The organism is Citrobacter sp. NCU1 (assembly GCF_010231475.1).
Lineage (GTDB): Bacteria > Pseudomonadota > Gammaproteobacteria > Enterobacterales > Enterobacteriaceae > Citrobacter_D.
The window spans coordinates 69,222-88,005 of sequence record NZ_NRDO01000017.1; the positions used below are offsets into that span (position 1 = coordinate 69,222).

Annotated in this window: 21 protein-coding genes and 1 tRNA gene; 14 read left to right on the top strand and 8 right to left on the bottom strand. The window is 52.6% G+C overall.

Translation table 11 applies throughout. The features are described from left to right. The first annotated feature begins 119 nt into the window (after window positions 1-119). Both CJP72_RS07245 and ruvX read left to right on the top strand, forming a co-directional pair. On the top strand, window positions 120-683 hold the full coding sequence (locus CJP72_RS07245; protein WP_193568626.1) for a YqgE/AlgH family protein: 564 nt from the start codon (window positions 120-122) through the stop codon (window positions 681-683). After that, window positions 683-1,099 (top strand): Holliday junction resolvase RuvX, encoded by a 417-nt coding sequence (gene ruvX / locus CJP72_RS07250; protein WP_162380207.1) that lies wholly within the window; start codon window positions 683-685, stop codon window positions 1,097-1,099. Before CJP72_RS07245 ends, ruvX begins: the two co-directional genes overlap by 1 nt. A gap of 47 nt (window positions 1,100-1,146) precedes the next feature. Here ruvX and CJP72_RS07255 read toward each other — a convergent pair whose 3' ends face one another. Beyond that, on the bottom strand, window positions 1,147-2,127 hold the full coding sequence (locus CJP72_RS07255) for a type IV pilus twitching motility protein PilT (protein WP_162380208.1): 981 nt from the start codon (window positions 2,125-2,127) through the stop codon (window positions 1,147-1,149). Window positions 2,128-2,144: 17 nt separating this feature from the next. Between CJP72_RS07255 and CJP72_RS07260 the strand changes: the two genes are divergently transcribed. From CJP72_RS07260 to hemW, 5 genes are read left to right on the top strand one after another with little or no spacing between them, the layout of a single operon-like run. Continuing rightward, complete coding sequence (locus CJP72_RS07260; protein ID WP_162380209.1) at window positions 2,145-2,849, top strand: YggS family pyridoxal phosphate-dependent enzyme; 705 nt, start codon at window positions 2,145-2,147, stop codon at window positions 2,847-2,849. 18 nt (window positions 2,850-2,867) lie between these two features. Next, window positions 2,868-3,434, top strand: coding sequence for a YggT family protein (locus CJP72_RS07265; RefSeq protein WP_162380210.1), 567 nt, complete (start codon window positions 2,868-2,870; stop codon window positions 3,432-3,434). Continuing rightward, window positions 3,431-3,721, top strand: a complete 291-nt coding sequence (gene yggU / locus CJP72_RS07270; protein WP_162380211.1) for a DUF167 family protein YggU — start codon at window positions 3,431-3,433, stop codon at window positions 3,719-3,721. Before CJP72_RS07265 ends, yggU begins: the two co-directional genes overlap by 4 nt. 8 nt (window positions 3,722-3,729) lie before the next feature. After that, window positions 3,730-4,323 carry an XTP/dITP diphosphatase gene (locus CJP72_RS07275; RefSeq protein ID WP_162380212.1) on the top strand — a complete coding sequence of 198 codons (594 nt, stop codon included), beginning with the start codon at window positions 3,730-3,732 and terminating at the stop codon, window positions 4,321-4,323. Continuing rightward, on the top strand, window positions 4,316-5,452 hold the full coding sequence (hemW, locus tag CJP72_RS07280; protein WP_162380213.1) for a radical SAM family heme chaperone HemW: 1,137 nt from the start codon (window positions 4,316-4,318) through the stop codon (window positions 5,450-5,452). The genes CJP72_RS07275 and hemW overlap by 8 nt, the downstream gene beginning before the upstream one ends. 116 nt (window positions 5,453-5,568) lie before the next feature. Here hemW and ansB read toward each other — a convergent pair whose 3' ends face one another. From ansB to trmB, 4 genes are all read right to left on the bottom strand, one after another. Continuing rightward, complete coding sequence (gene ansB / locus CJP72_RS07285) at window positions 5,569-6,615, bottom strand: L-asparaginase 2 (protein WP_162380214.1); 1,047 nt, start codon at window positions 6,613-6,615, stop codon at window positions 5,569-5,571. 189 nt (window positions 6,616-6,804) lie between these two features. Then, the gene (locus CJP72_RS07290; RefSeq protein WP_162380215.1) at window positions 6,805-7,524 is read right to left on the bottom strand and encodes a DUF2884 domain-containing protein; all 720 of its coding nucleotides are present in this window, start codon (window positions 7,522-7,524) and stop codon (window positions 6,805-6,807) included. Between the two features lie 52 nt (window positions 7,525-7,576). Then, window positions 7,577-7,903, bottom strand: coding sequence for a YggL family protein (locus CJP72_RS07295; RefSeq protein ID WP_061076322.1), 327 nt, complete (start codon window positions 7,901-7,903; stop codon window positions 7,577-7,579). Then, window positions 7,903-8,622: a tRNA (guanosine(46)-N7)-methyltransferase TrmB gene (trmB, locus tag CJP72_RS07300; RefSeq protein WP_162380216.1), complete on the bottom strand. Its 720-nt coding sequence runs from the start codon at window positions 8,620-8,622 to the stop codon at window positions 7,903-7,905. The genes CJP72_RS07295 and trmB overlap by 1 nt, the downstream gene beginning before the upstream one ends. A gap of 165 nt (window positions 8,623-8,787) precedes the next feature. Here trmB and mutY point away from each other — a divergent pair, with 165 nt between their 5' ends. The 4 genes from mutY to CJP72_RS07320 all read left to right on the top strand — a co-directional run bounded on the left by mutY (window position 8,788) and on the right by CJP72_RS07320 (window position 12,755). Further along, window positions 8,788-9,840 (top strand): A/G-specific adenine glycosylase, encoded by a 1,053-nt coding sequence (gene mutY / locus CJP72_RS07305; protein ID WP_162380217.1) that lies wholly within the window; start codon window positions 8,788-8,790, stop codon window positions 9,838-9,840. Between the two features lie 27 nt (window positions 9,841-9,867). Then, on the top strand, window positions 9,868-10,143 hold the full coding sequence (locus CJP72_RS07310; RefSeq protein WP_162380218.1) for an oxidative damage protection protein: 276 nt from the start codon (window positions 9,868-9,870) through the stop codon (window positions 10,141-10,143). 53 nt (window positions 10,144-10,196) lie between these two features. After that, a complete protein-coding gene (gene mltC / locus CJP72_RS07315; protein WP_162380219.1) occupies window positions 10,197-11,282 on the top strand; it encodes a membrane-bound lytic murein transglycosylase MltC in 1,086 nt (361 codons plus the stop codon). Window positions 11,283-11,498: 216 nt separating this feature from the next. Next, a complete protein-coding gene (locus tag CJP72_RS07320) occupies window positions 11,499-12,755 on the top strand; it encodes a nucleoside permease (RefSeq protein ID WP_162380220.1) in 1,257 nt (418 codons plus the stop codon). 52 nt (window positions 12,756-12,807) lie between these two features. Here the strand turns inward: CJP72_RS07320 and CJP72_RS07325 are convergent, their stop codons facing one another. Then, window positions 12,808-14,943 carry an ornithine decarboxylase gene (locus CJP72_RS07325; protein ID WP_162380221.1) on the bottom strand — a complete coding sequence of 712 codons (2,136 nt, stop codon included), beginning with the start codon at window positions 14,941-14,943 and terminating at the stop codon, window positions 12,808-12,810. A 425-nt stretch (window positions 14,944-15,368) separates the two neighbouring features. Here CJP72_RS07325 and CJP72_RS07330 point away from each other — a divergent pair, with 425 nt between their 5' ends. The 3 genes from CJP72_RS07330 (at window position 15,369) to CJP72_RS07340 (ending at window position 16,711) form a co-directional block, all read left to right on the top strand. Beyond that, the gene (locus CJP72_RS07330) at window positions 15,369-16,076 is read left to right on the top strand and encodes a DUF554 domain-containing protein (protein WP_162380222.1); all 708 of its coding nucleotides are present in this window, start codon (window positions 15,369-15,371) and stop codon (window positions 16,074-16,076) included. Between the two features lie 105 nt (window positions 16,077-16,181). Next, a tRNA-Phe gene (locus CJP72_RS07335) sits at window positions 16,182-16,257 on the top strand. A gap of 211 nt (window positions 16,258-16,468) precedes the next feature. Continuing rightward, complete coding sequence (locus tag CJP72_RS07340) at window positions 16,469-16,711, top strand: Arm DNA-binding domain-containing protein (protein ID WP_162380223.1); 243 nt, start codon at window positions 16,469-16,471, stop codon at window positions 16,709-16,711. Window positions 16,712-16,752: 41 nt separating this feature from the next. Here the strand turns inward: CJP72_RS07340 and CJP72_RS07345 are convergent, their stop codons facing one another. Together CJP72_RS07345 and CJP72_RS07350 are read right to left on the bottom strand one after the other, a co-directional pair. Then, window positions 16,753-18,156: a VasL domain-containing protein gene (locus CJP72_RS07345; protein ID WP_162380224.1), complete on the bottom strand. Its 1,404-nt coding sequence runs from the start codon at window positions 18,154-18,156 to the stop codon at window positions 16,753-16,755. Between the two features lie 17 nt (window positions 18,157-18,173). After that, the gene (locus CJP72_RS07350) at window positions 18,174-18,578 is read right to left on the bottom strand and encodes a DUF2541 family protein (protein ID WP_162380225.1); all 405 of its coding nucleotides are present in this window, start codon (window positions 18,576-18,578) and stop codon (window positions 18,174-18,176) included. Window positions 18,579-18,784 lie beyond the last annotated feature (206 nt).

Genomic DNA, 18,784 nt, shown 5'->3' on the forward strand with positions numbered 1-18,784 from the left:
AAACACCGATGCCGGATGGCGACACGAGCGTCTTATCCGGCCTACGGTAGTGACATCCGTGCTCTTTACCCACATACTGACCCCTGTTGCTTTTGAAACCAGGAACAGAACCTCTGACAATGAATTTACAGCATCACTTTCTTATTGCCATGCCTGCTCTTCAGGATCCTATTTTCCGCCGTTCTGTGGTCTATATTTGCGAACATAATGAAGATGGCGCAATGGGGATCATCATCAATAAGCCACTGGAAAATCTGCAGATTGAAGGGATTCTGGAAAAGCTGAAGATAGCGCCGGAACCCCGTGACCCAGCCATTCGCCTGGATAAAGCCGTGATGCTGGGCGGCCCGTTGGCGGAAGATCGTGGGTTTATTCTGCATACCCCGCCATCGCGTTTTTCGTCCAGTATTCGGATTTCAGATAACACGGTGATCACCACATCCCGTGACGTGCTGGAAACCCTGGGGACACAAGAACAACCTTCCGAGGTGCTGGTAGCTCTGGGATACTCCTCATGGGAAAAAGGCCAGTTGGAACAAGAGTTACTGGATAATGCCTGGCTGACGGCGCCTGCGGATCTCAATATTTTATTTAAAACCCCGATTGCCGATCGTTGGCGCGAAGCAGCCAGACTGATTGGGATTGATATCCTGACCATGCCGGGTGTGGCGGGGCACGCCTGATGAGCGAAACCTTACTGGCCTTCGATTTTGGCACGAAAAGTATTGGCGTCGCGATTGGCCAGCGGATCACGGGAACTGCCCGCCCGCTGCCTGCGATTAAAGCACAGGATGGAACCCCTGACTGGAACCTCATTGAACGCCTGCTCAAAGAGTGGCAACCCGATGAAGTGATTGTGGGGCTGCCGCTCAACATGGATGGCACCGAGCAACCTCTGACTGCCAGGGCGCGTAAATTTGCCAACCGTATTCACGGTCGATTTGGCGTGACGGTGACCCTGCATGACGAGCGGCTCAGCACGGTTGAAGCGCGCTCCGGCCTGTTTGAACACGGCGGATACCGGGCGCTAAATAAGGGTAAGATCGACTCTGCTTCTGCCGTCATCATTCTCGAAAGTTATTTCGAGCAAGGGTACTGACCGCCCTTCGTCCGTTGTCATGGCAGTGCGCATCGCCCTGACGAGTCCTAAAGCCGCCCTTGTGCCTGTCGCTGTTGCAGGCTTTGGGCGAAGGTCTGCATTCCCATCTGCTGCCCGGTTTGGATGATGCCAGGCAACTGGTGGCTCTTCCCTTCCCGGATCAGGTTTCCTGCCGCGGGTGTATTGATGAGTAGCTCAAACAGCGCCACGCGCCCGTCCTGTTTGTCTTTCTCCAGTTTTTGCGACAATACCGCACGCAGACTGCCCGCCAGTTGACTGCGTACCGGATCTTTCTCCTGTGCCGGAAAAGAGTCGATCAGTCGCTCAATGGCTTGCGCCGCGCCACGCGTGTGCAGCGTCGCCAGTACCAGATGCCCCGTTTCTGCTGCGGTCAACGCCAGGCGGATCGTTTCGCTGTCACGCAGCTCACCCAGCAAAATGACGTCAGGATCTTCCCGCAATGCCGCCCGCAACCCGGAGGCAAACGAAGTACAATGTACGCCGACCTCGCGTTGCTGAATCAAACAACGCTGACTGGCGTAGCAATACTCAATGGGGTCTTCGAGGGTCAGTATATGAGCCTCTGTATGCTGGTTGAGATACTCAACCATCGCCGCCAGGGTGGTCGATTTCCCACTACCTGTGGCCCCGGTCACCAGAATAAGTCCATTCTCGCAGCTCAAAAGACTCGTTAAGACGGGCGGTGCCTGGAGTTCCGCCAGTATCGGGCAGTTGGCTGGCAGTAACCGCAGCGCCAGCGATGTCCCCTGCTGGTGAGCAAACGCGCTGGCGCGTAGTCGCAAATTCCCCGCCAGCGACACGGCAAAATCAAGCTGGCCGTTTATCCGCAACTGTTCTTGCTGAGCGTCATTAAGCCACTGCGCTAAGAGCGCTTTAATATCCGGCGATGTAAAGGGAGCCATTTCCACTCGCCCCCGTTTTCGCCAACGCGCAGACCAGGCATTACACAGGTGTAGATCCGAGACGTTATGCTTTACACTAAGGGCCACAATTTCTTCCATATTCATATGAACATCCTCGGAAAATGAACGATATCGCGCATAACCTGGCACAGATCCGGGACAAAATCTCAGCCGCTGCGACGCGTTGCGGGCGGTCTTCAGAAGACGTTACATTGCTTGCAGTGAGTAAAACCAAGCCTGCGAGCGCCATCGCAGAAGCGATTACCGCCGGGCAACGCGCATTTGGCGAAAATTACGTTCAGGAAGGTGTAGAAAAAATTCGCCATTTCCAGGAGAGTGGCGTCGACGGGTTGCAATGGCACTTTATTGGTCCGTTGCAGTCCAATAAAAGCCGCCTGGTCGCGGAACATTTCGACTGGTGTCATACGATCGACCGTCTGCGTATTGCTGCTCGTCTGAACGAACAACGCCCGGCAACGCTGCCGCCGCTGAACGTACTCATTCAAATCAATATCAGCGATGAGAACAGCAAGTCAGGAATTCCGCTGACAGAACTGGACGCGCTCGCTGCACAGGTGGCAGGAATGCCGCATCTTCGTCTTCGCGGACTGATGGCGATCCCGGCGCCTGAGTCAGATTATGTAAGGCAGTTTGAAGTTGCACGGCAAATGGCTGTAGCATTTGCCGGTCTAAAGACCCGTTACCCTGATGTCGATACGCTGTCTCTGGGTATGTCAGACGATATGGATGCCGCGATCGCGGCAGGTAGTACGATGGTGCGCATCGGCACTGCTATTTTTGGTGCACGTGATTACACAAAAAATTAAGGAAAACTAAGGAACGCCATGAACACGTTGACCTTCCTGCTCTCGACCGTTATTGAGCTGTATACCATGGTGCTGTTGCTGCGCGTGTGGATGCAGTGGGCTCGCTGTGATTTTTATAACCCGTTTTCGCAGTTTGTGGTGAAAGTCACTCAGCCTGTTATCGGGCCGCTGCGCCGTATCATTCCGCCGATGGGTCCGATCGACAGCGCATCGGTCGTGGTGGCATTCATTCTCAGTTTTATCAAGGCGATAGTGCTGTTTAAAGTGGTCACTTTCCAGCCGATCATCTGGATTGCTGCCGTACTTATCGTACTGAAAACCATCGGTTTGCTGATTTTCTGGGTGCTGTTGCTGATGGCGATCATGAGTTGGGTAAGTCAGGGTCGCAGCCCGGTTGAATACGTGCTCATTCAGCTTGCCGATCCGCTGTTGCGCCCGATTCGTCGATTACTGCCTTCGATGGGCGGTATCGATTTCTCTCCGATGATCCTCGTGCTGTTGCTGTATGTCATCAACATGGGCATCGCGGAGATCTTACAGGCGACAGGTAACATGCTGCTGCCGGGGTTGTGGATGGCGCTATGAGTGCCGTGACACCCTGCGATGACGGTCTGGTTTTACGGCTCTATATTCAGCCGAAAGCCAGCCGTGACAGTATTGTGGGTTTACATGGCGACGAAGTTAAAGTCGCCATTACCGCACCGCCAGTCGATGGCCAGGCAAACAGCCATCTGGTGAAGTTTCTCAGCAAACAGTTTCGCGTGGCCAAAAGCCAGATCGTGATAGAAAAGGGCGAACTCGGCCGCCACAAGCAAGTTAAAATCATTCATCCGCAACAGATCCCGCCAGAAATTGCGGCGCTAACTGATTAGGTATCCCTATGCAAAAAGTAGTCCTCGCTACCGGCAATGCCGGTAAAGTGCGTGAGCTGGCTTCGCTTTTGAGCGATTTCGGGCTTGATGTCGTGGCGCAGACAGAGCTGGGCGTCGACTCAGCCGAAGAGACCGGCCTGACCTTTATCGAGAATGCGATTCTGAAGGCTCGCCATGCCGCGCAGGTGACGGGTCTGCCCGCCATTGCCGACGACTCCGGCCTGGCCGTTGACGTGCTGGGCGGCGCGCCGGGTATCTATTCCGCACGTTATTCCGGTGAAGATGCGACCGACCAGCAGAACCTGGAAAAACTGCTGGATACCCTACAGGATGTACCGGACGATCAACGTCAGGCTCGCTTTCACTGCGTGCTGGTCTATATGCGCCACGCGGAAGATCCTACGCCGCTGGTGTGTCACGGTAGCTGGCAGGGTGTCATTACCCGTGAGGCTGCTGGTAACGGTGGCTTTGGTTACGATCCGATCTTCTTTGTGCCGTCTGAAGGTAAAACCGCCGCTGAGCTGAGCCGTGAAGAGAAAAGCGCCATTTCGCATCGTGGACAAGCATTGAAGCTGCTGCTGGACGCCTTACGACATGGTTAAGCTGCCACCGCTAAGTCTCTATATTCACATCCCGTGGTGCGTGCAGAAATGCCCGTACTGCGATTTCAACTCGCATGCGCTAAAAGGCGAGGTGCCGCACGACGATTATGTGCAACATCTGCTGAGCGATTTGGATACTGAAGTGGCTTACGCGCAAGGACGTGAAGTAAAGACCATTTTTATCGGCGGCGGTACGCCGAGCCTGCTTTCCGGCCCGGCGATGCAAACGTTGTTGGATGGCGTGCGGGCGCGCCTGAATCTGGCAGCAGTTGCGGAGATCACGATGGAAGCGAATCCGGGCACGGTCGAAGCGGATCGCTTTGTTGACTATCAGCGCGCCGGAGTGAACCGTATCTCGATTGGCGTGCAGAGTTTTAGCGAACCCAAGCTACAGCGTCTGGGGCGCATTCATGGTCCGCAAGAAGCCAAACGCGCCGCGAATCTGGCAAGCGGGCTGGGGCTGCGTAGCTTCAATCTCGATCTGATGCACGGTCTGCCGGATCAAACGCTGGAAGAAGCGCTGAGCGACTTACAGCAAGCCATTGCGCTTAATCCGCCACATCTTTCCTGGTATCAGCTCACCATCGAACCCAATACGCTGTTCGGCTCGCGCCCTCCGGTGCTACCCGACGACGATGCCCTGTGGGATATCTTCGAGCAGGGGCATCGGTTATTAACTGCCGCAGGTTATCAGCAGTATGAAACCTCAGCGTATGCGAAACCCGGATATCAGTGTCAGCACAACCTGAACTATTGGCGCTTTGGCGATTACTTAGGCATTGGTTGTGGCGCACACGGCAAAGTGACGTTTCCGGATGGGCGCATTCTGCGCACCACCAAAACACGTCATCCACGTGGCTATATGCAGGGGCGTTATCTCGAAAGTCAGCGTGATGTAGCAGAGGCTGATAAGCCGTTTGAGTTCTTTATGAACCGCTTTCGTCTACTGGAAGCCGCACCGCGCGCTGAATTTACGCAGTATACCGGGTTGACTGAAGAGGTTATTCGTACACAGATCGATGAAGCCATTGCTCAAGGATATCTGACCGAGAGCGAGGATTACTGGCAAATTACCCAGCACGGTAAACTGTTTTTGAATTCTCTGCTGGAGTTATTCCTGGTGGAATAATACGGTAACGATGTAGGCCGGATAAGGCCTTGAGCCGCCATCCGGAAAATTGCCTGATGGCGCTGCGCTTATCAGGCCTACAGGGTTAGGGCGATAAGCGCAGCCGCCTTCATCCATTAATACTGATTAAACATCGTCTGGATCTGTTTTGGATCCTTGGTTTGCGTGAGTGCCAGTTGCAACAGCACACGCGCTTTCTGCGGGTTCAGCGAACCAGATGCGACAAAACCGTACTTCGCATCATCGATTTCAGCATCCTGAGTCGTGGCACCAGTCGGTACGCGGGAAGAACGGACAACGGCGGTTCCTTTACTCGCGGCAGTCGCCAGGGTATCAAAGACTGTTTTGTACAGGTTGCCGTTACCCACACCCGCACTCACAATCCCTTCATAACCCGCATCGACCAGCGCTTTTGCCGGCAGGTCAGATGCATTCGCATAGTTATAGATAATTCCTACCTTCGGCAATTCGTTCAGCTTAGAGACATCAAACGGCGTGGAGGAAGTGTGTTTACGCGCCGGTGTGCGTTGATAGTCAATTTTGCCGTTGTGGATGTAACCCAACGGTCCGTAGTTAACGGACTTGAAGGTAGCGACATCTGTGGTGTTGGTTTTCGTGACGTCACGACCATCCAGAACGGTGTCGTTCATCACCACCAGCACGCCACGGTTGGCAGAGGCTTTATCAGCCGCAGTGACCACCGCATTATAGAGGTTGAACGGACCGTCTGCGCTCATCCCCGTAGAAGGACGCATTGCCCCCACCAGCACGACCGGTTTGTTGCACTTCACAGTCAGATCGAGGAAGTAGGCGGTCTCTTCCATGGTATCTGTACCGTGAGTAATGACGAAACCATCGGTTTTATCGCACTCGGAATTGATCTTCTTCGCCAGCGTTAGCCAGACTTCATCGTTCATATCCTGCGAACCGATATTCACGACCTGTTCGCCTTTCACCACAGCAATATCCTTGAGCTGAGGCACGGCATTCACCAGGTTTTCAACGCCAACTTTACCGGCGGTGTAGTTCGATTTTGTTGCTGAGTCACCGCCGCCGGCAATCGTCCCACCAGTAGCTAAAATCGTGACATTTGGTAAAGCGAGCGCGGCACCGCTGAAACCCATAACCAGTGCGGCAAGTGCCGTTTTCTTGAAAAACTCCATGTTATTTCTCCAGTTACGTAAAAAGTTGACGCATTATCGCAAGCCAGGAGATGAATAATGTGATGTCTTCCAATTAAACAGATAAATATGTCATCCAATGTATTGATTTTAGAGATGGATATCAAAATGAAGGAAAGAGACGAAACAAAACGGCACAAAACCGTGCCGTTGCTTAAAAAACAGAAAGGATTATTTCAGGCTGGTGACTAGCGCTTTGCGGTTTTCTTCCAGCGTCACGACGCGGCTACAGACATCTTTGCCAAACTGCTGGAAGTCTTTTTCCTGATTCTTCCACTCGTTTTGAATCGATGTTTGCAGCCCTCCCAGGCTTCCCAGTACGCCCTGCAGCGGATTACCACCGCCTTTGAGCACCGCTTTTGCCCCCATCTCATTGATGCTGTCCTGCAGAATGCCGCCCATCGCCTGATTCACCAGTTGCTGGCCATCCGCACGTACCTGATCAATCGCCTTGTAGTGGAATGTCAGGCCGTCCGTGCGATGTTCGATAATACGGTTCATCTGCTCTTTTAGTTGCGCATCAAGTTTGGTCAGACGACCGCGCATACTGCTGCTTTCACCGACTTCTTTGGCGATGATTTTGTCCAGCGCCACACGGCTTTTTTCCACCCGCTCTCTGGCACCTTCATCAATCCACGGTAACGCGCTGCGTAATTCAGACTGGTAATCTTTCGCCTGCTCACGCTGTGCAGCACTCAGAGTGTATGGTTTATCGTTGAATGTCACGTTGCCGTCCGGCGTAATGACCAGGTTGCCATTTTCGCCTTTCACCTGCACCGTTTGCGGGCTCAAAATAACATCGTCACGCGGCGTGACGCTGCACTTGTACTCTGCGTGTGCGGCCATCGCCGTGAACGTTAGGACTGCCGCCAGCAGCGTTTTGCGCATCATAACTTTCCCTCAAGACAAATCGGGCCAGCAAATGCTGGCCCCGTATGTTTTGTTAGTCCCACCAAACATCGAAAAGTTCGCTGGTGCGCACTTCTTCAAGTTTATGCTCTTCCAGCCATTTACGGACTATCGCCTGATGTTCTTCAGTGCATTTACCGATTTCCTGCATGCAGATCAGACCTTCCCAGGCCAGATAACCGCTGCCGTCAAAGGCCAGTTTGTTCGGTTCAATGACGTCGTTAATAAAATCATCAACGATTTTATCAACCTGCTCTTCAGATGTACCTTCCGGAAAACGCCATGCAACCGAAAATCCTAATTCCTGGAATTCGTCGATGTGCATTTTTTTACGCAAACGACGGCTACGGTTCTTTGCCATTATTTCACCCTCTCGAACATTAAGTCCCATACGCCGTGGCCAAGACGATGACCACGCTGTTCAAATTTGGTTACCGGGCGCGATTGCGGGCGCGGTACATAATCGTTGGTTTCAGACTGGTTTTTATACCCGTCGATGGAAGACATGACCTCAAGCATATGTTCTGCATAGGCTTCCCAGTCGGTCGCCATGTGGAAAACACCGCCCAGCTTCAGCTTGCTCTTCACAAGCTCAGCGAACGGTACCTGAACGATACGGCGCTTATTATGACGCGCTTTATGCCACGGGTCAGGGAAAAAGAGCTGAACCATGGATAAAGAATTGTCAGGAATCATTTTATGCAGCACTTCGACCGCGTCATGGCACATCACTCGCAGGTTCTCGACCCCTTCCTCATGGGCAGAGGCCAGGCATGCGCCCACGCCCGGTGAATGCACTTCAATGCCGAGGAAATTCTGTTCAGGACGCGCTTTTGCCATCGCCACCAGCGATGCGCCCATCCCAAAGCCTATCTCCAGCGTGATTGGCGCTTCACGGCCAAACAGCGCCGCAAAATCAACAGGTTCTTCGCTGAATTCAACGCCCATCACCGGCCAGTAGTTTTCCAGCGCGTGTTCCTGCCCTTTCGTCAGTCGCCCCTGGCGACGAACAAAACTACGAATACGGCGCAACGGGCGGCCGTTTTCATCAAATTCCGGTGAAATGACGTCGTTCTTCATAAAAGTTAAGTCTGCTTGTGATTGAGTTGCGAAAACGGGCATTATCCAAAGTTAGTTGGCGGATGCAAGCAAAGGAAGGAAGAAAGTCAGCACCGGAAAGTTCCGGTTTACACCCTGTTGCCTCTGTGCTGCAATCTGCCCCCCAGCAAAGATTAAGCGGTGACCATGCAAGCGTCTCAATTTTCAACCCAGGTGTTAGGTTGGTACGACAAATACGGGCGGAAAACGCTGCCCTGGCAAATTGACAAGACGCCTTACAAAGTATGGCTCTCAGAAGTCATGTTGCAACAAACTCAGGTTGCCACGGTCATTCCCTATTTTGAACGCTTTATGTCGCATTTCCCCACGGTGACGGATTTAGCCAATGCGCCGCTGGACGAAGTGCTTCATTTATGGACCGGTTTAGGTTATTACGCACGGGCGCGAAATCTGCACAAAGCGGCCCAACAGGTTGTCACGCTACATGGTGGTCAGTTTCCAGAAACCTTCGATGAAGTGGCGGCATTGCCTGGCGTCGGGCGTTCTACTGCGGGCGCCGTTCTCTCTCTCTCACTGGGCAAACATTTCCCAATTCTCGACGGCAACGTCAAACGCGTGCTGGCGCGCTGCTATGCGGTGAGCGGCTGGCCGGGCAAAAAAGAGGTCGAGAACGCACTGTGGGCCTTGAGCGAAGCGGTTACTCCCGCCAACGGTGTTGAGCGCTTTAATCAGGCGATGATGGATTTAGGCGCGATGGTCTGTACGCGGTCGAAGCCAAAATGTTCCCTTTGCCCACTACAAAACGGTTGCATCGCGACCGCCAACGGCAGCTGGTCACTCTACCCCGGCAAAAAACCGAAACAGACGCTACCGGAACGTACTGGCTATTTTTTGCTGATGCAGCACGAAGACACCGTGCTGCTGACACAGCGGCCTCCCAGCGGATTGTGGGGAGGATTGTACTGTTTTCCTCAGTTTGAAGATGAGGATGGCCTGCGTAAGTGGCTAGCGCAGCAGCATATTAAAGCTGATAATCTTAGCCAACTGAATGCGTTTCGCCATACCTTCAGCCATTTCCATCTGGATATTGTGCCCATGTGGCTTCCCGTGTCTTCCTTCACCTCATGCATGGATGAAGGCAACGCGCTCTGGTATAACTTAGCGCAACCGCCGTCGGTCGGACTGGCGGCCCCCGTGGAGCGTTTGTTACAGCAGTTACGTACCGGTGCTTTGGTTTAAGCTGCCGGTCGATAAAGAGGATAATTTATGAGCAGAACGATTTTTTGTACTTTCCTGCAACGTGATGCAGAAGGACAGGATTTTCAGTTGTACCCTGGCGAGCTGGGAAAACGCATCTATAACGAAATTTCCAAAGAAGCCTGGGGGCAGTGGCAACATAAGCAAACGATGCTAATCAACGAAAAGAAACTCAATATGATGAACGTTGAGCATCGCAAATTGCTGGAACAGGAGATGATTAACTTCCTGTTTGAAGGCAAAGAGGTACACATTGAAGGCTATACGCCGGAAGATAAAAAATAAGGGCTTAACCGCCCTTTTTCACATCACATAACAACACAACACGCACTCCCGGAATGATGAAAAAATTTTTCGCGCTTGCACTTATTGCGCCGTTGCTCATCTCCTGTTCCAGTTCGACCAACAAAGGCGATACGTACAATGAAGCCTGGGTCAAGGATACCAACGGTTTTGATATTTTGATGGGGCAATTTGCCCATAACATTGAAAATCTGTGGGGATTCAAGGAAGTCCTGATCGCAGGTCCGAAGGACTATGTGAAGTACACCGATCAGTTTCAGACCCGCAGCCATATCAACTTTGATGCCGGTACCATCACCGTTGAAACCATTGCCGGAACGGACCCCGCCGGGCATCTGCGTCGGGCCATTATCAAGACGCTGTTAATGGGCGACGATCCGACGACCGTCGATCTCTACTCTGACGTCGATGATATTCAGATCTCCAAAGAGCCGTTCCTGTATGGTCAGGTGGTGGATCATACAGGCCAACCCATTCGTTGGGAGGGGCGTGCGACAAATTTCGCCGATTATCTGCTGAAAACCCGGCTTAAAAGCCGCAGCAACGGTCTGCGTATCATTTACAGCGTCACCATCAACCTCGTCCCTAACCACCTTGATAAACGCGCGCATAAATACCTCGGTATGGTGCGCCAGGCATCACGAAAATATGGCGTCGACGAATCGCTCATTCTGGCGATTATGCAGACGGAATCGTCATTTAACCCGTATGCAGTCAGTCATGCCGACGCGCTGGGTCTGATGCAGGTGGTTCAGCATAGCGCCGGAAAAGACGTTTTCCGTTCACAAGGACGCTCAGGCACGCCAAGCCGCAGTTTCCTGTTCGATCCTGCCAGTAACATTGATACCGGCACCGCCTATCTGGCCATGCTCAACAATGTGTATTTAGGGGGAATCGATAACCCGACATCACGACGCTATGCGGTGATCACTGCCTACAACGGCGGCGCGGGCAGCGTGTTGCGCGTATTCTCCAACGATAAGATCCAGGCTGCTGCTATTATTAACAGCATGTCGCCAGGAGATGTGTACCAGACGCTGACCACTCGACACCCTTCTGCAGAATCGCGTCGTTATTTGTATAAGGTCAATTCGGCACAAAAATCGTATCGCCGTAAATAGCCTCTCTACATCCCCTCCCGCCCTCCTCAAACCACGAGGGCGGGACACAAAAGTGTTAAGTCCATCACCCTTTTACCTTGCAATAGGAAAATGTTTGCAAATATTTGTCGCAGGTAACAAAAAACGAAGGTCTGTCGTTGATAGAATCACATCATATTGCAACGGCAAATGTGCCTTTTAAAACATTCATCCGCATTACGGTGTGAGGAAATTAACATGAATCTTAAGCTGCAGCTGAAAGTCCTCTCCTTTCTGCAGTTCTGCCTGTGGGGAAGCTGGCTCACGACCCTCGGCTCGTATATGTTTGTCACCCTTAAGTTTGACGGTGCATCCATCGGTGCTGTTTATAGCTCCCTGGGGATCGCCGCCGTCCTGATGCCTACGCTGTTAGGGATTGTGGCGGACAAATGGTTAAGTGCGAAATGGGTGTATGCCATTTGCCATATGGTCGGCGCTGCAACGCTGTTTATGGCGGCGGAAGTGACCACGCCAGGCGCAATGTTCTTCGTGATCCTTCTTAACTCGCTGGCTTATATGCCGACGCTGGGCCTGATCAACACCATCTCCTACTACCGTTTGCAATCTGCGGAGATGGACATTGTGACTGACTTCCCGCCAATCCGTATTTGGGGCACCATCGGCTTTATTTTTGCCATGTGGGGGGTGAGCTTCTCCGGCTTCGAATTGAGCCATATGCAACTGTACATCGGTGCCGTCCTCTCCGTTGTTCTGACGCTGTTCACCCTGACGCTGCCGCATATTCCGGTTGCCAACCAGCAGAAAAACCAGAGCTGGACATCAATGCTGGGTCTGGATGCCTTCGCACTGTTTAAAAACAAGCGGATGGCGATCTTCTTCATCTTCTCAATGATGCTGGGCGCTGAACTGCAGATCACCAATATGTTCGGGAATACCTTCCTGCACAGCTTCGATAAAGACCCGCTGTTTGCCAGCAGCTTCATCGTACAGCACGCCTCGGTGATGATGTCGATTTCACAGATCTCCGAAACTCTGTTTATCCTGACGATTCCGTTCTTCCTGAGCCGCTACGGCATTAAGAACGTTATGCTTATCAGTATTGTGGCGTGGATGCTGCGCTTCGGTCTGTTCGCGTATGGCGACCCGACACCGTTCGGTACAGTGCTGCTGGTTCTGTCGATGATTGTTTACGGCTGCGCCTTCGACTTCTTCAACATCTCCGGTTCGGTGTTTGTTGAAAAAGAAGTCCGCCCTGAAATCCGCGCCAGTGCGCAGGGTATGTTCCTGATGATGACCAACGGCTTCGGTTGTATCCTGGGTGGGGTGGTCAGCGGGAAAGTGGTTGAGCATTACACGCTAAACGGTATTACCGACTGGCAAACCGTGTGGCTGATTTTCGCAGGCTACTCTCTGGTGCTGGCATTCGCGTTCGTCGCACTGTTTAAATACAAACACGTTCGCACGCCAACAGGTTCTCAGCCCGTGGCACATTAATTCTTCTCTGACAAAAACGGGTCGCCTTTGGGTGACCCGTTTTTTTTCATGCTTACTTCAGCACGTAGCCATACAAACGCTTAATGCCGTCTGCGTCTGTTTCGCTGTACACGCCCTGTAGTTCAGGCGAGAACCCTGGCAACAGGTTCACGCCCTCTTCCAGCGCCAGGAAGTAACGCTGGACCGCACCGCCCCACACTTCACCGGGAACCACACACAGAACGCCTGGAGGATAAGGCAACGCCCCTTCCGCCGCAATACGACCTTCTGCATCGCAAATACGCACCAGCTCAACATCACCGCGAATAAACGCGCTGTTGGCATCCTGAGGATTCATCGCCACCTTTGGCAAACTCTCCTGACGGAACATCGCTTTTTGCAGATCTTTAACATCAAAGCTGACATACAGATCGTGCATCTCCTGGCACAGTTCGCGCAGGGTATAGTCGCGATAGCGCACCGGGTATTTATTGAAGATGGTCGGCAACACCTCTGAAAGCGGCGTATCGTCTTCAATATGCTGTTCAAACTGCGCCAGCATCGCCACCAGTTGCGCCATTTTGTCAGCGCTTTCCGCTGGCGTCAGGAGGAATAAAATCGAGTTGAGATCGCACTTCTCCGGCACGATGCCGTTTTCGCGCAGATAGTGCGCCAGAATGGTGGCTGGAATCCCAAAATCGGTATAACGTCCGGTCTGGGCATCAATGCCAGGCGTCGTCAGCAGCAGCTTACAGGGATCAACAAAGTACTGATCGTCGGCATACCCCGCAAAACCGTGCCATTTCGCACCGGGTTCAAAACTGAAGAAGCGGCGCTCACTGGCAATCACCGCCGTGGGATGTTCCTGCCACGGTTTGCCATCGACGACGGGAGGAATAAAAGGCAGAAGCATCTTACAACTGGCGAGAATGGCTTTACGCGCTTCAATACCCAGCGCGACGCATTCCGCCCACAGACGACGGCCGCTCTCCCCTTCATGAATTTTGGCGTTAACATCCAGCGCCGCAAACAGCGGATAGAACGGACTGGTTGATGCATGGAGCATGAAGGCATTATTCAGCCGTTTATGCGGGCAGAAACGCGCCTGACCACGAATATGGTTATCTTTCTTGTGGATCTGCGAAGTCTGCGAGAAGCCGGCCTGCTGTTTATGAACAGACTGGGTGACGAAAATGCCCGGATCGTTTTCATTCAGTTCCAGCAACAACGGTGAGCCATCCGCCATCATTGGGATAAATTGCTCATAACCCACCCAGGCCGAGTCAAACAGGATGTAGTCACAAAGGTGACCTATCTTGTCGATCACCTGGCGCGCGTTGTAGATAGTGCCGTCATAAGTGCCAAGCTGAATAATGGCCAGACGAAATGGCCTCGCTTTATCTGCATTTTCTGGCGCGACATTGCGGATTTGCTCGCGCAGATACGCTTCGTTAAAGCAATGTTCATCAATACCGCCGATAAAACCAAACGGGTTACGCGCCGCCTCAAGATAAACCGGCGTGGCGCCCGCCTGAATCAGCGCACCATGGTGATTCGACTTATGGTTGTTACGATCAAACAGCACCAGATCGCCGCGTGTCAGCAGCGCATTGGTGACCACTTTATTCGCCGCTGACGTCCCATTAAGCACAAAATAGGTTTTATCCGCATGGAATACTTTGGCTGCAAATTTTTGCGCGTGTTTCGCCGAACCTTCATGAATCAAAAGATCGCCTAACTTCACATCGGCGTTGCACATATCTGCACGGAACAGGTTTTCGCCGAAAAAGTCGTAGAAATGACGACCCGCAGGATGTTTTTTAAAAAACTCGCCGTGCTGATGTCCTGGGCACGCAAAGGTACTGTTACCCATCTCAACGTACTGCGTCAGCGTGTCATAAAATGGCGGTAGCAGATCCTCTTCATAGCGACAGGCGGCAGACTCCAGCTCCAGCCAGTCCTGCGCGCTACCGACAATCACAGCTTCGACGCCCGCAGGCACCTCTGTCGTCTCTTCTGAGAACATAAATACCGGCAAATGAAAACCGGTACGCTTGAGCAGGGAAAGAATGCCGCTACGGCTGTCCGCAACGGTAATGACGACTGCCGCGACGTCGGTAAAGTCGGTACTGTCCAGCGCCACCACATGACGGTGAGTAGACAAGCAGGATACCAGCTCACCACTGGCGGCAATATTCATTGATTTCATAAGCACAAAAACCCGTTTCGGGAGTGTAAAAGCCCCGGACAAAGCACAATCGCCTTGCCGAACGATTTGTCGGGTCAAACTGGTCACCAGCTCCGACCGCCAGACATCAGTAAAAGCAGACACTATCTGATTTTACTGTTGTCCTGCAGTGAGCGTACGCTTCCCTCACCGCATGGCGAGTGAATGTCGGGAGGTCACAGGAAAGGGCAAGCTTCGCACGAGATGGCGATGATGAAGGTGATGTGAGGGCAATACATTCATCCCAGGCAACCCCATTCAGACAGGAGAAAATTCGCGCAATCATGGCACCTTTCCCCAGGAGCTGCAAGATAAAATCGTATGCATTCACTTGCTAAGAAACCGCCATAAAACGCGATAATCAGGGCATAATAATGCAATCCAACAATATAGTTATGGAAGCTAATATGGTTATTGGTCCTTTTATTAACGCCAGCGCTGTTTTGATTGGCGGTGTGATTGGTTCACTTCTCAGCCAGCGTTTACCGGAACGTCTTCGCGTCTCAATGACCTCGATTTTCGGTCTGGCCTCACTGGGTATCGGTATTTTACTGATCATCAAATGCGCCAACCTGCCTGTGATGGTGTTGGCTACCCTGATTGGCGCGCTGATTGGTGAAATCTGTTTTCTGGAAAGAGGCATCAATTCGGCAGTCGCGAGGGCGCAGCAACTGTTTAAGAAGCCCGGAAAAACGGCGGTCCACGACACCTTTATCCAAAATTATGTGGCTATTATTGTGCTCTTTTGCGCAAGCGGTACCGGTATTTTCGGCTCAATGCATGAGGGGATGACGGGCGATCCGAGTATTTTAATCGCCAAGTCTTTTCTCGATTTCTTTACCGCGATGATTTTTGCCTGCTCGTTGGGGATCGCGGTTTCCGCCATCTCAGCACCAATGCTTGTTATCCAGCTCATTCTGGCCGCCAGCGCTGCGTTGCTTCTACCGCTCACCACCCCCGCAATGATGGCGGATTTTAGCGCCGTGGGCGGACTGCTCCTGCTGGCGACCGGTTTACGTATTTGTGGAATTAAGATGTTTGCCGTAGTGAATATGCTTCCTGGCCTGCTGCTGGCAATGCCGATCTCTGCCGCATGGACAGCGTTTTTTGCCTGAAGATGCGTGCAATAACAACAAAGTGGTGATAGATTGTGCAGCCTGCGTTAATTTGAAGAAATTTCGTTGACGAAACGAGGCGGATCGGTTTTAATGCGCCCCGTTGCCCGGATAGCTCAGTCGGTAGAGCAGGGGATTGAAAATCCCCGTGTCCTTGGTTCGATTCCGAGTCCGGGCACCACTATTTAAAGAACCCGCCCACAAGGCGGGTTTTTGCTTTTCTGAGCCCCCGTATTTCGAACCATTTCCTTCCCTGATCATCAATACACATAAATCATTTTCCATCAGCACCAACACCTTTTTGAGGGTACGACTGCGGGTATTCGCTGTTCGATAAAAATCGCCACCTCAAAAGATCGTCAAAGACGGCGTATTTTCTAGCACTGGCTGATATGACTGTCCGTAATGCTAAATTCAAGGACAAGGTATACAAGCTTACCGACAGCAACGGGCTTTTTCTCTTCATCTCACCCACAGGCTCAAAGCTGTGGCGTTTTCGTTATCGTTTCGAAAACAAAGATCAGACCTTCAGTATTGGTCATTATCCTAAATCCATTCAAAACGCGATGATGTTCTTAAACTGCTCGCCAGCGGCCGGGGACAACAGTGCTATTCCAGATATCGCAGATCACTGAAGCTCCATTGGATTCGGTTATGTCGTGAAACACAGCCAGATTTATTCGTGACTGATAACACCATCAGACTTGCGGGTATCCCGGACATCATCATCCGCAAAGCCCGGTGACAGAACTATCAGCCCGTAGCGATGCAATAAGGCGTTCAGCGACATTTCGGTCTGGCTCTGAAGGGACGCTGACCGTGGTTGTCCTGACGGTGTCTGCGCCAACTGACGTAACTGCTCTTCCACCGGCACGGTGTGGTTAAAGGCCTGGGTGATACTGAAGACCTGTGACTTTAATTCACTCACCGTCATGTATTTCCCGCGCTGTTCATCCAGCCCGTTGAGGCGGTCTGTCAGTTGTTGCAGTTGTGTCATCCCCTGATGCCAGCCATTAAGGTTATCAGCAGGGAGTGCGGTGGCGTTGAGCCGTTCATACCACTGCTGTGCCAGCTTCTGGCCCTGCGCTGGCCATAACGTCTGCGCCTGGCGGACCAACTGGTTGCCGTACTCCAGCGACCATACGGGCGACTGATGCGAGAGACGAAGAAGCTGCTGTTGGGTTCGGGAAATAAGGTCTCCCGGCAGGTCCGCGTGTTGTTTTAGTTCAATCAGTTGTTGTTCCTTCAGCGCTTCAGGTAAAGGAGCAAGGGATGCTTCTAGCTGAACCGTTTGCGGGTCCGGGCGATGGTATAGCTGCCAGCCCCACAGCACCGCGCTTCCAGCCACCAGCATGGCGGCTGCACCAACAGCAAAGGCTTTCCATGACCTGACGGAGGGCGGGAGTGATTTCACGACGCTGATATTTGCCGAAGGCTCTGGCTGCACTACAAATATCCACTGCGGCTCTTTGGCAGACGCGGATGCCCTCAGCTCCGGTGTGTTATCCGTTGCATTTTCTGGCAGTGTAATACCCTCATGCGCTCTGACCTGGCTGGTGCTGTTTTCCAGTCGTACCGCTACGTTATGCAACTGCCCCCGCAGAACATCAATCTGGCTGACGTGCTTCAACTCCAGTCTTTGCAGGATTTCCCCCATGCCGGACAGATGCTGCTCTGCCTGATAAAGCTTACCCAGGTCGGCATACGTGAATGTCAGCGTACGCATCACCTGCTGCAGGCGCTGGCTCAGGTTTGCCAGGATTTCCATCCGTGCGTGTACCGGCTGCGGCCAGAGGCTGCCCCACTGATGTGAGAGCAGCGCATCCAGTATCGCAAGCCCCTCACACAGGCCGTCCAGTCCGGCACGTTGCGTGCGGGCCAGCGTATACCAGCCAGCAGTCTGCATCTCCACCCCGTTCTGACTGAATAGGTTAAGACAAAGCGTTTCCACCCGTTGCCAGTCCACATCCGGGCGAGCCGGGTGGGTCAGCTTGCCAATTTCGTCACGCAGTTTCGCATAACCCGGCAGGGCTCGCGGGTCTCCACCAGGGCCTAGTTGTCGTGAAGTTCCGTAAGACATCATTGTCCCTCTCTCACTCAGTCATCACCGAAGACCTTCAACGTGGCCATGTCGGACGAATTCACGGTATGACCAGAGAAGATGATTTTTGACACGCAGCGTTTGTTGTCGTTATCGCTGTTGATGTTAATCCAGTTGGTGGTGATGCCCTCTTTTATCTCTGAAGGAACATTCAGCGTCTGGCTGCTACTTTTGGCTGCCTTAAAGTAAACGGTCGCCCCGCTTAAGTTCAGGTCACCGCGTTCGGCCGTCAGTTGCAGTCGTTTCACCACCCGGCAGACCGGAATTTTCAGCGCCAGGTCGTTGGTTTCATTGCGCGGTATGACAATGACACCCAGCGCTTTATGGCCATTCGCCTGCACGGACAGGCTCAGTAGCAGGCCGGTAAACAGGCACGGGAAGGCATGACGACAATTTTTCATCTCAGGTTCTCTTTTTGACAGATTAATCAGGATTGCGAAGCCCCGACCACCAGAAGGGTCGGAAAAAAGGTTGAGTGATTTAGCAGTTCAGTGACTCATGCCTGGGTCGTTATCAAGCAACAATTACAGATGCCCAAAGACATGGGATTCGAACCGCCGATATGCCCGGCGCCACGGGGTTATCTCATTGCTGTATCGCCGGAGAT

Excerpts from the sequence above, each read along its gene's own strand:
- CJP72_RS07330 (WP_162380222.1), top strand. The coding sequence starts at position 15,369 with ATGGTTATTGGTCCTTTTATTAACGCCAGCGCTGTTTTGATTGGCGGT.
- mltC (WP_162380219.1), top strand. The coding sequence starts at position 10,197 with ATGATGAAAAAATTTTTCGCGCTTGCACTTATTGCGCCGTTGCTCATC.
- CJP72_RS07295 (WP_061076322.1), bottom strand. The coding sequence starts at position 7,903 with ATGGCAAAGAACCGTAGCCGTCGTTTGCGTAAAAAAATGCACATCGAC.
- mutY (WP_162380217.1), top strand. The coding sequence starts at position 8,788 with ATGCAAGCGTCTCAATTTTCAACCCAGGTGTTAGGTTGGTACGACAAA.
- yggU (WP_162380211.1), top strand. The coding sequence starts at position 3,431 with ATGAGTGCCGTGACACCCTGCGATGACGGTCTGGTTTTACGGCTCTAT.
- CJP72_RS07245 (WP_193568626.1), top strand. The coding sequence starts at position 120 with ATGAATTTACAGCATCACTTTCTTATTGCCATGCCTGCTCTTCAGGAT.
- CJP72_RS07255 (WP_162380208.1), bottom strand. The coding sequence starts at position 2,127 with ATGAATATGGAAGAAATTGTGGCCCTTAGTGTAAAGCATAACGTCTCG.
- ruvX (WP_162380207.1), top strand. The coding sequence starts at position 683 with ATGAGCGAAACCTTACTGGCCTTCGATTTTGGCACGAAAAGTATTGGC.
- CJP72_RS07350 (WP_162380225.1), bottom strand. The coding sequence starts at position 18,578 with ATGAAAAATTGTCGTCATGCCTTCCCGTGCCTGTTTACCGGCCTGCTA.
- CJP72_RS07310 (WP_162380218.1), top strand. The coding sequence starts at position 9,868 with ATGAGCAGAACGATTTTTTGTACTTTCCTGCAACGTGATGCAGAAGGA.
- trmB (WP_162380216.1), bottom strand. The coding sequence starts at position 8,622 with ATGAAGAACGACGTCATTTCACCGGAATTTGATGAAAACGGCCGCCCG.
- CJP72_RS07260 (WP_162380209.1), top strand. The coding sequence starts at position 2,145 with ATGAACGATATCGCGCATAACCTGGCACAGATCCGGGACAAAATCTCA.
- CJP72_RS07265 (WP_162380210.1), top strand. The coding sequence starts at position 2,868 with ATGAACACGTTGACCTTCCTGCTCTCGACCGTTATTGAGCTGTATACC.
- CJP72_RS07290 (WP_162380215.1), bottom strand. The coding sequence starts at position 7,524 with ATGATGCGCAAAACGCTGCTGGCGGCAGTCCTAACGTTCACGGCGATG.
- CJP72_RS07345 (WP_162380224.1), bottom strand. The coding sequence starts at position 18,156 with ATGTCTTACGGAACTTCACGACAACTAGGCCCTGGTGGAGACCCGCGA.
- ansB (WP_162380214.1), bottom strand. The coding sequence starts at position 6,615 with ATGGAGTTTTTCAAGAAAACGGCACTTGCCGCACTGGTTATGGGTTTC.
- CJP72_RS07320 (WP_162380220.1), top strand. The coding sequence starts at position 11,499 with ATGAATCTTAAGCTGCAGCTGAAAGTCCTCTCCTTTCTGCAGTTCTGC.
- hemW (WP_162380213.1), top strand. The coding sequence starts at position 4,316 with ATGGTTAAGCTGCCACCGCTAAGTCTCTATATTCACATCCCGTGGTGC.
- CJP72_RS07340 (WP_162380223.1), top strand. The coding sequence starts at position 16,469 with ATGACTGTCCGTAATGCTAAATTCAAGGACAAGGTATACAAGCTTACC.
- CJP72_RS07275 (WP_162380212.1), top strand. The coding sequence starts at position 3,730 with ATGCAAAAAGTAGTCCTCGCTACCGGCAATGCCGGTAAAGTGCGTGAG.
- CJP72_RS07325 (WP_162380221.1), bottom strand. The coding sequence starts at position 14,943 with ATGAAATCAATGAATATTGCCGCCAGTGGTGAGCTGGTATCCTGCTTG.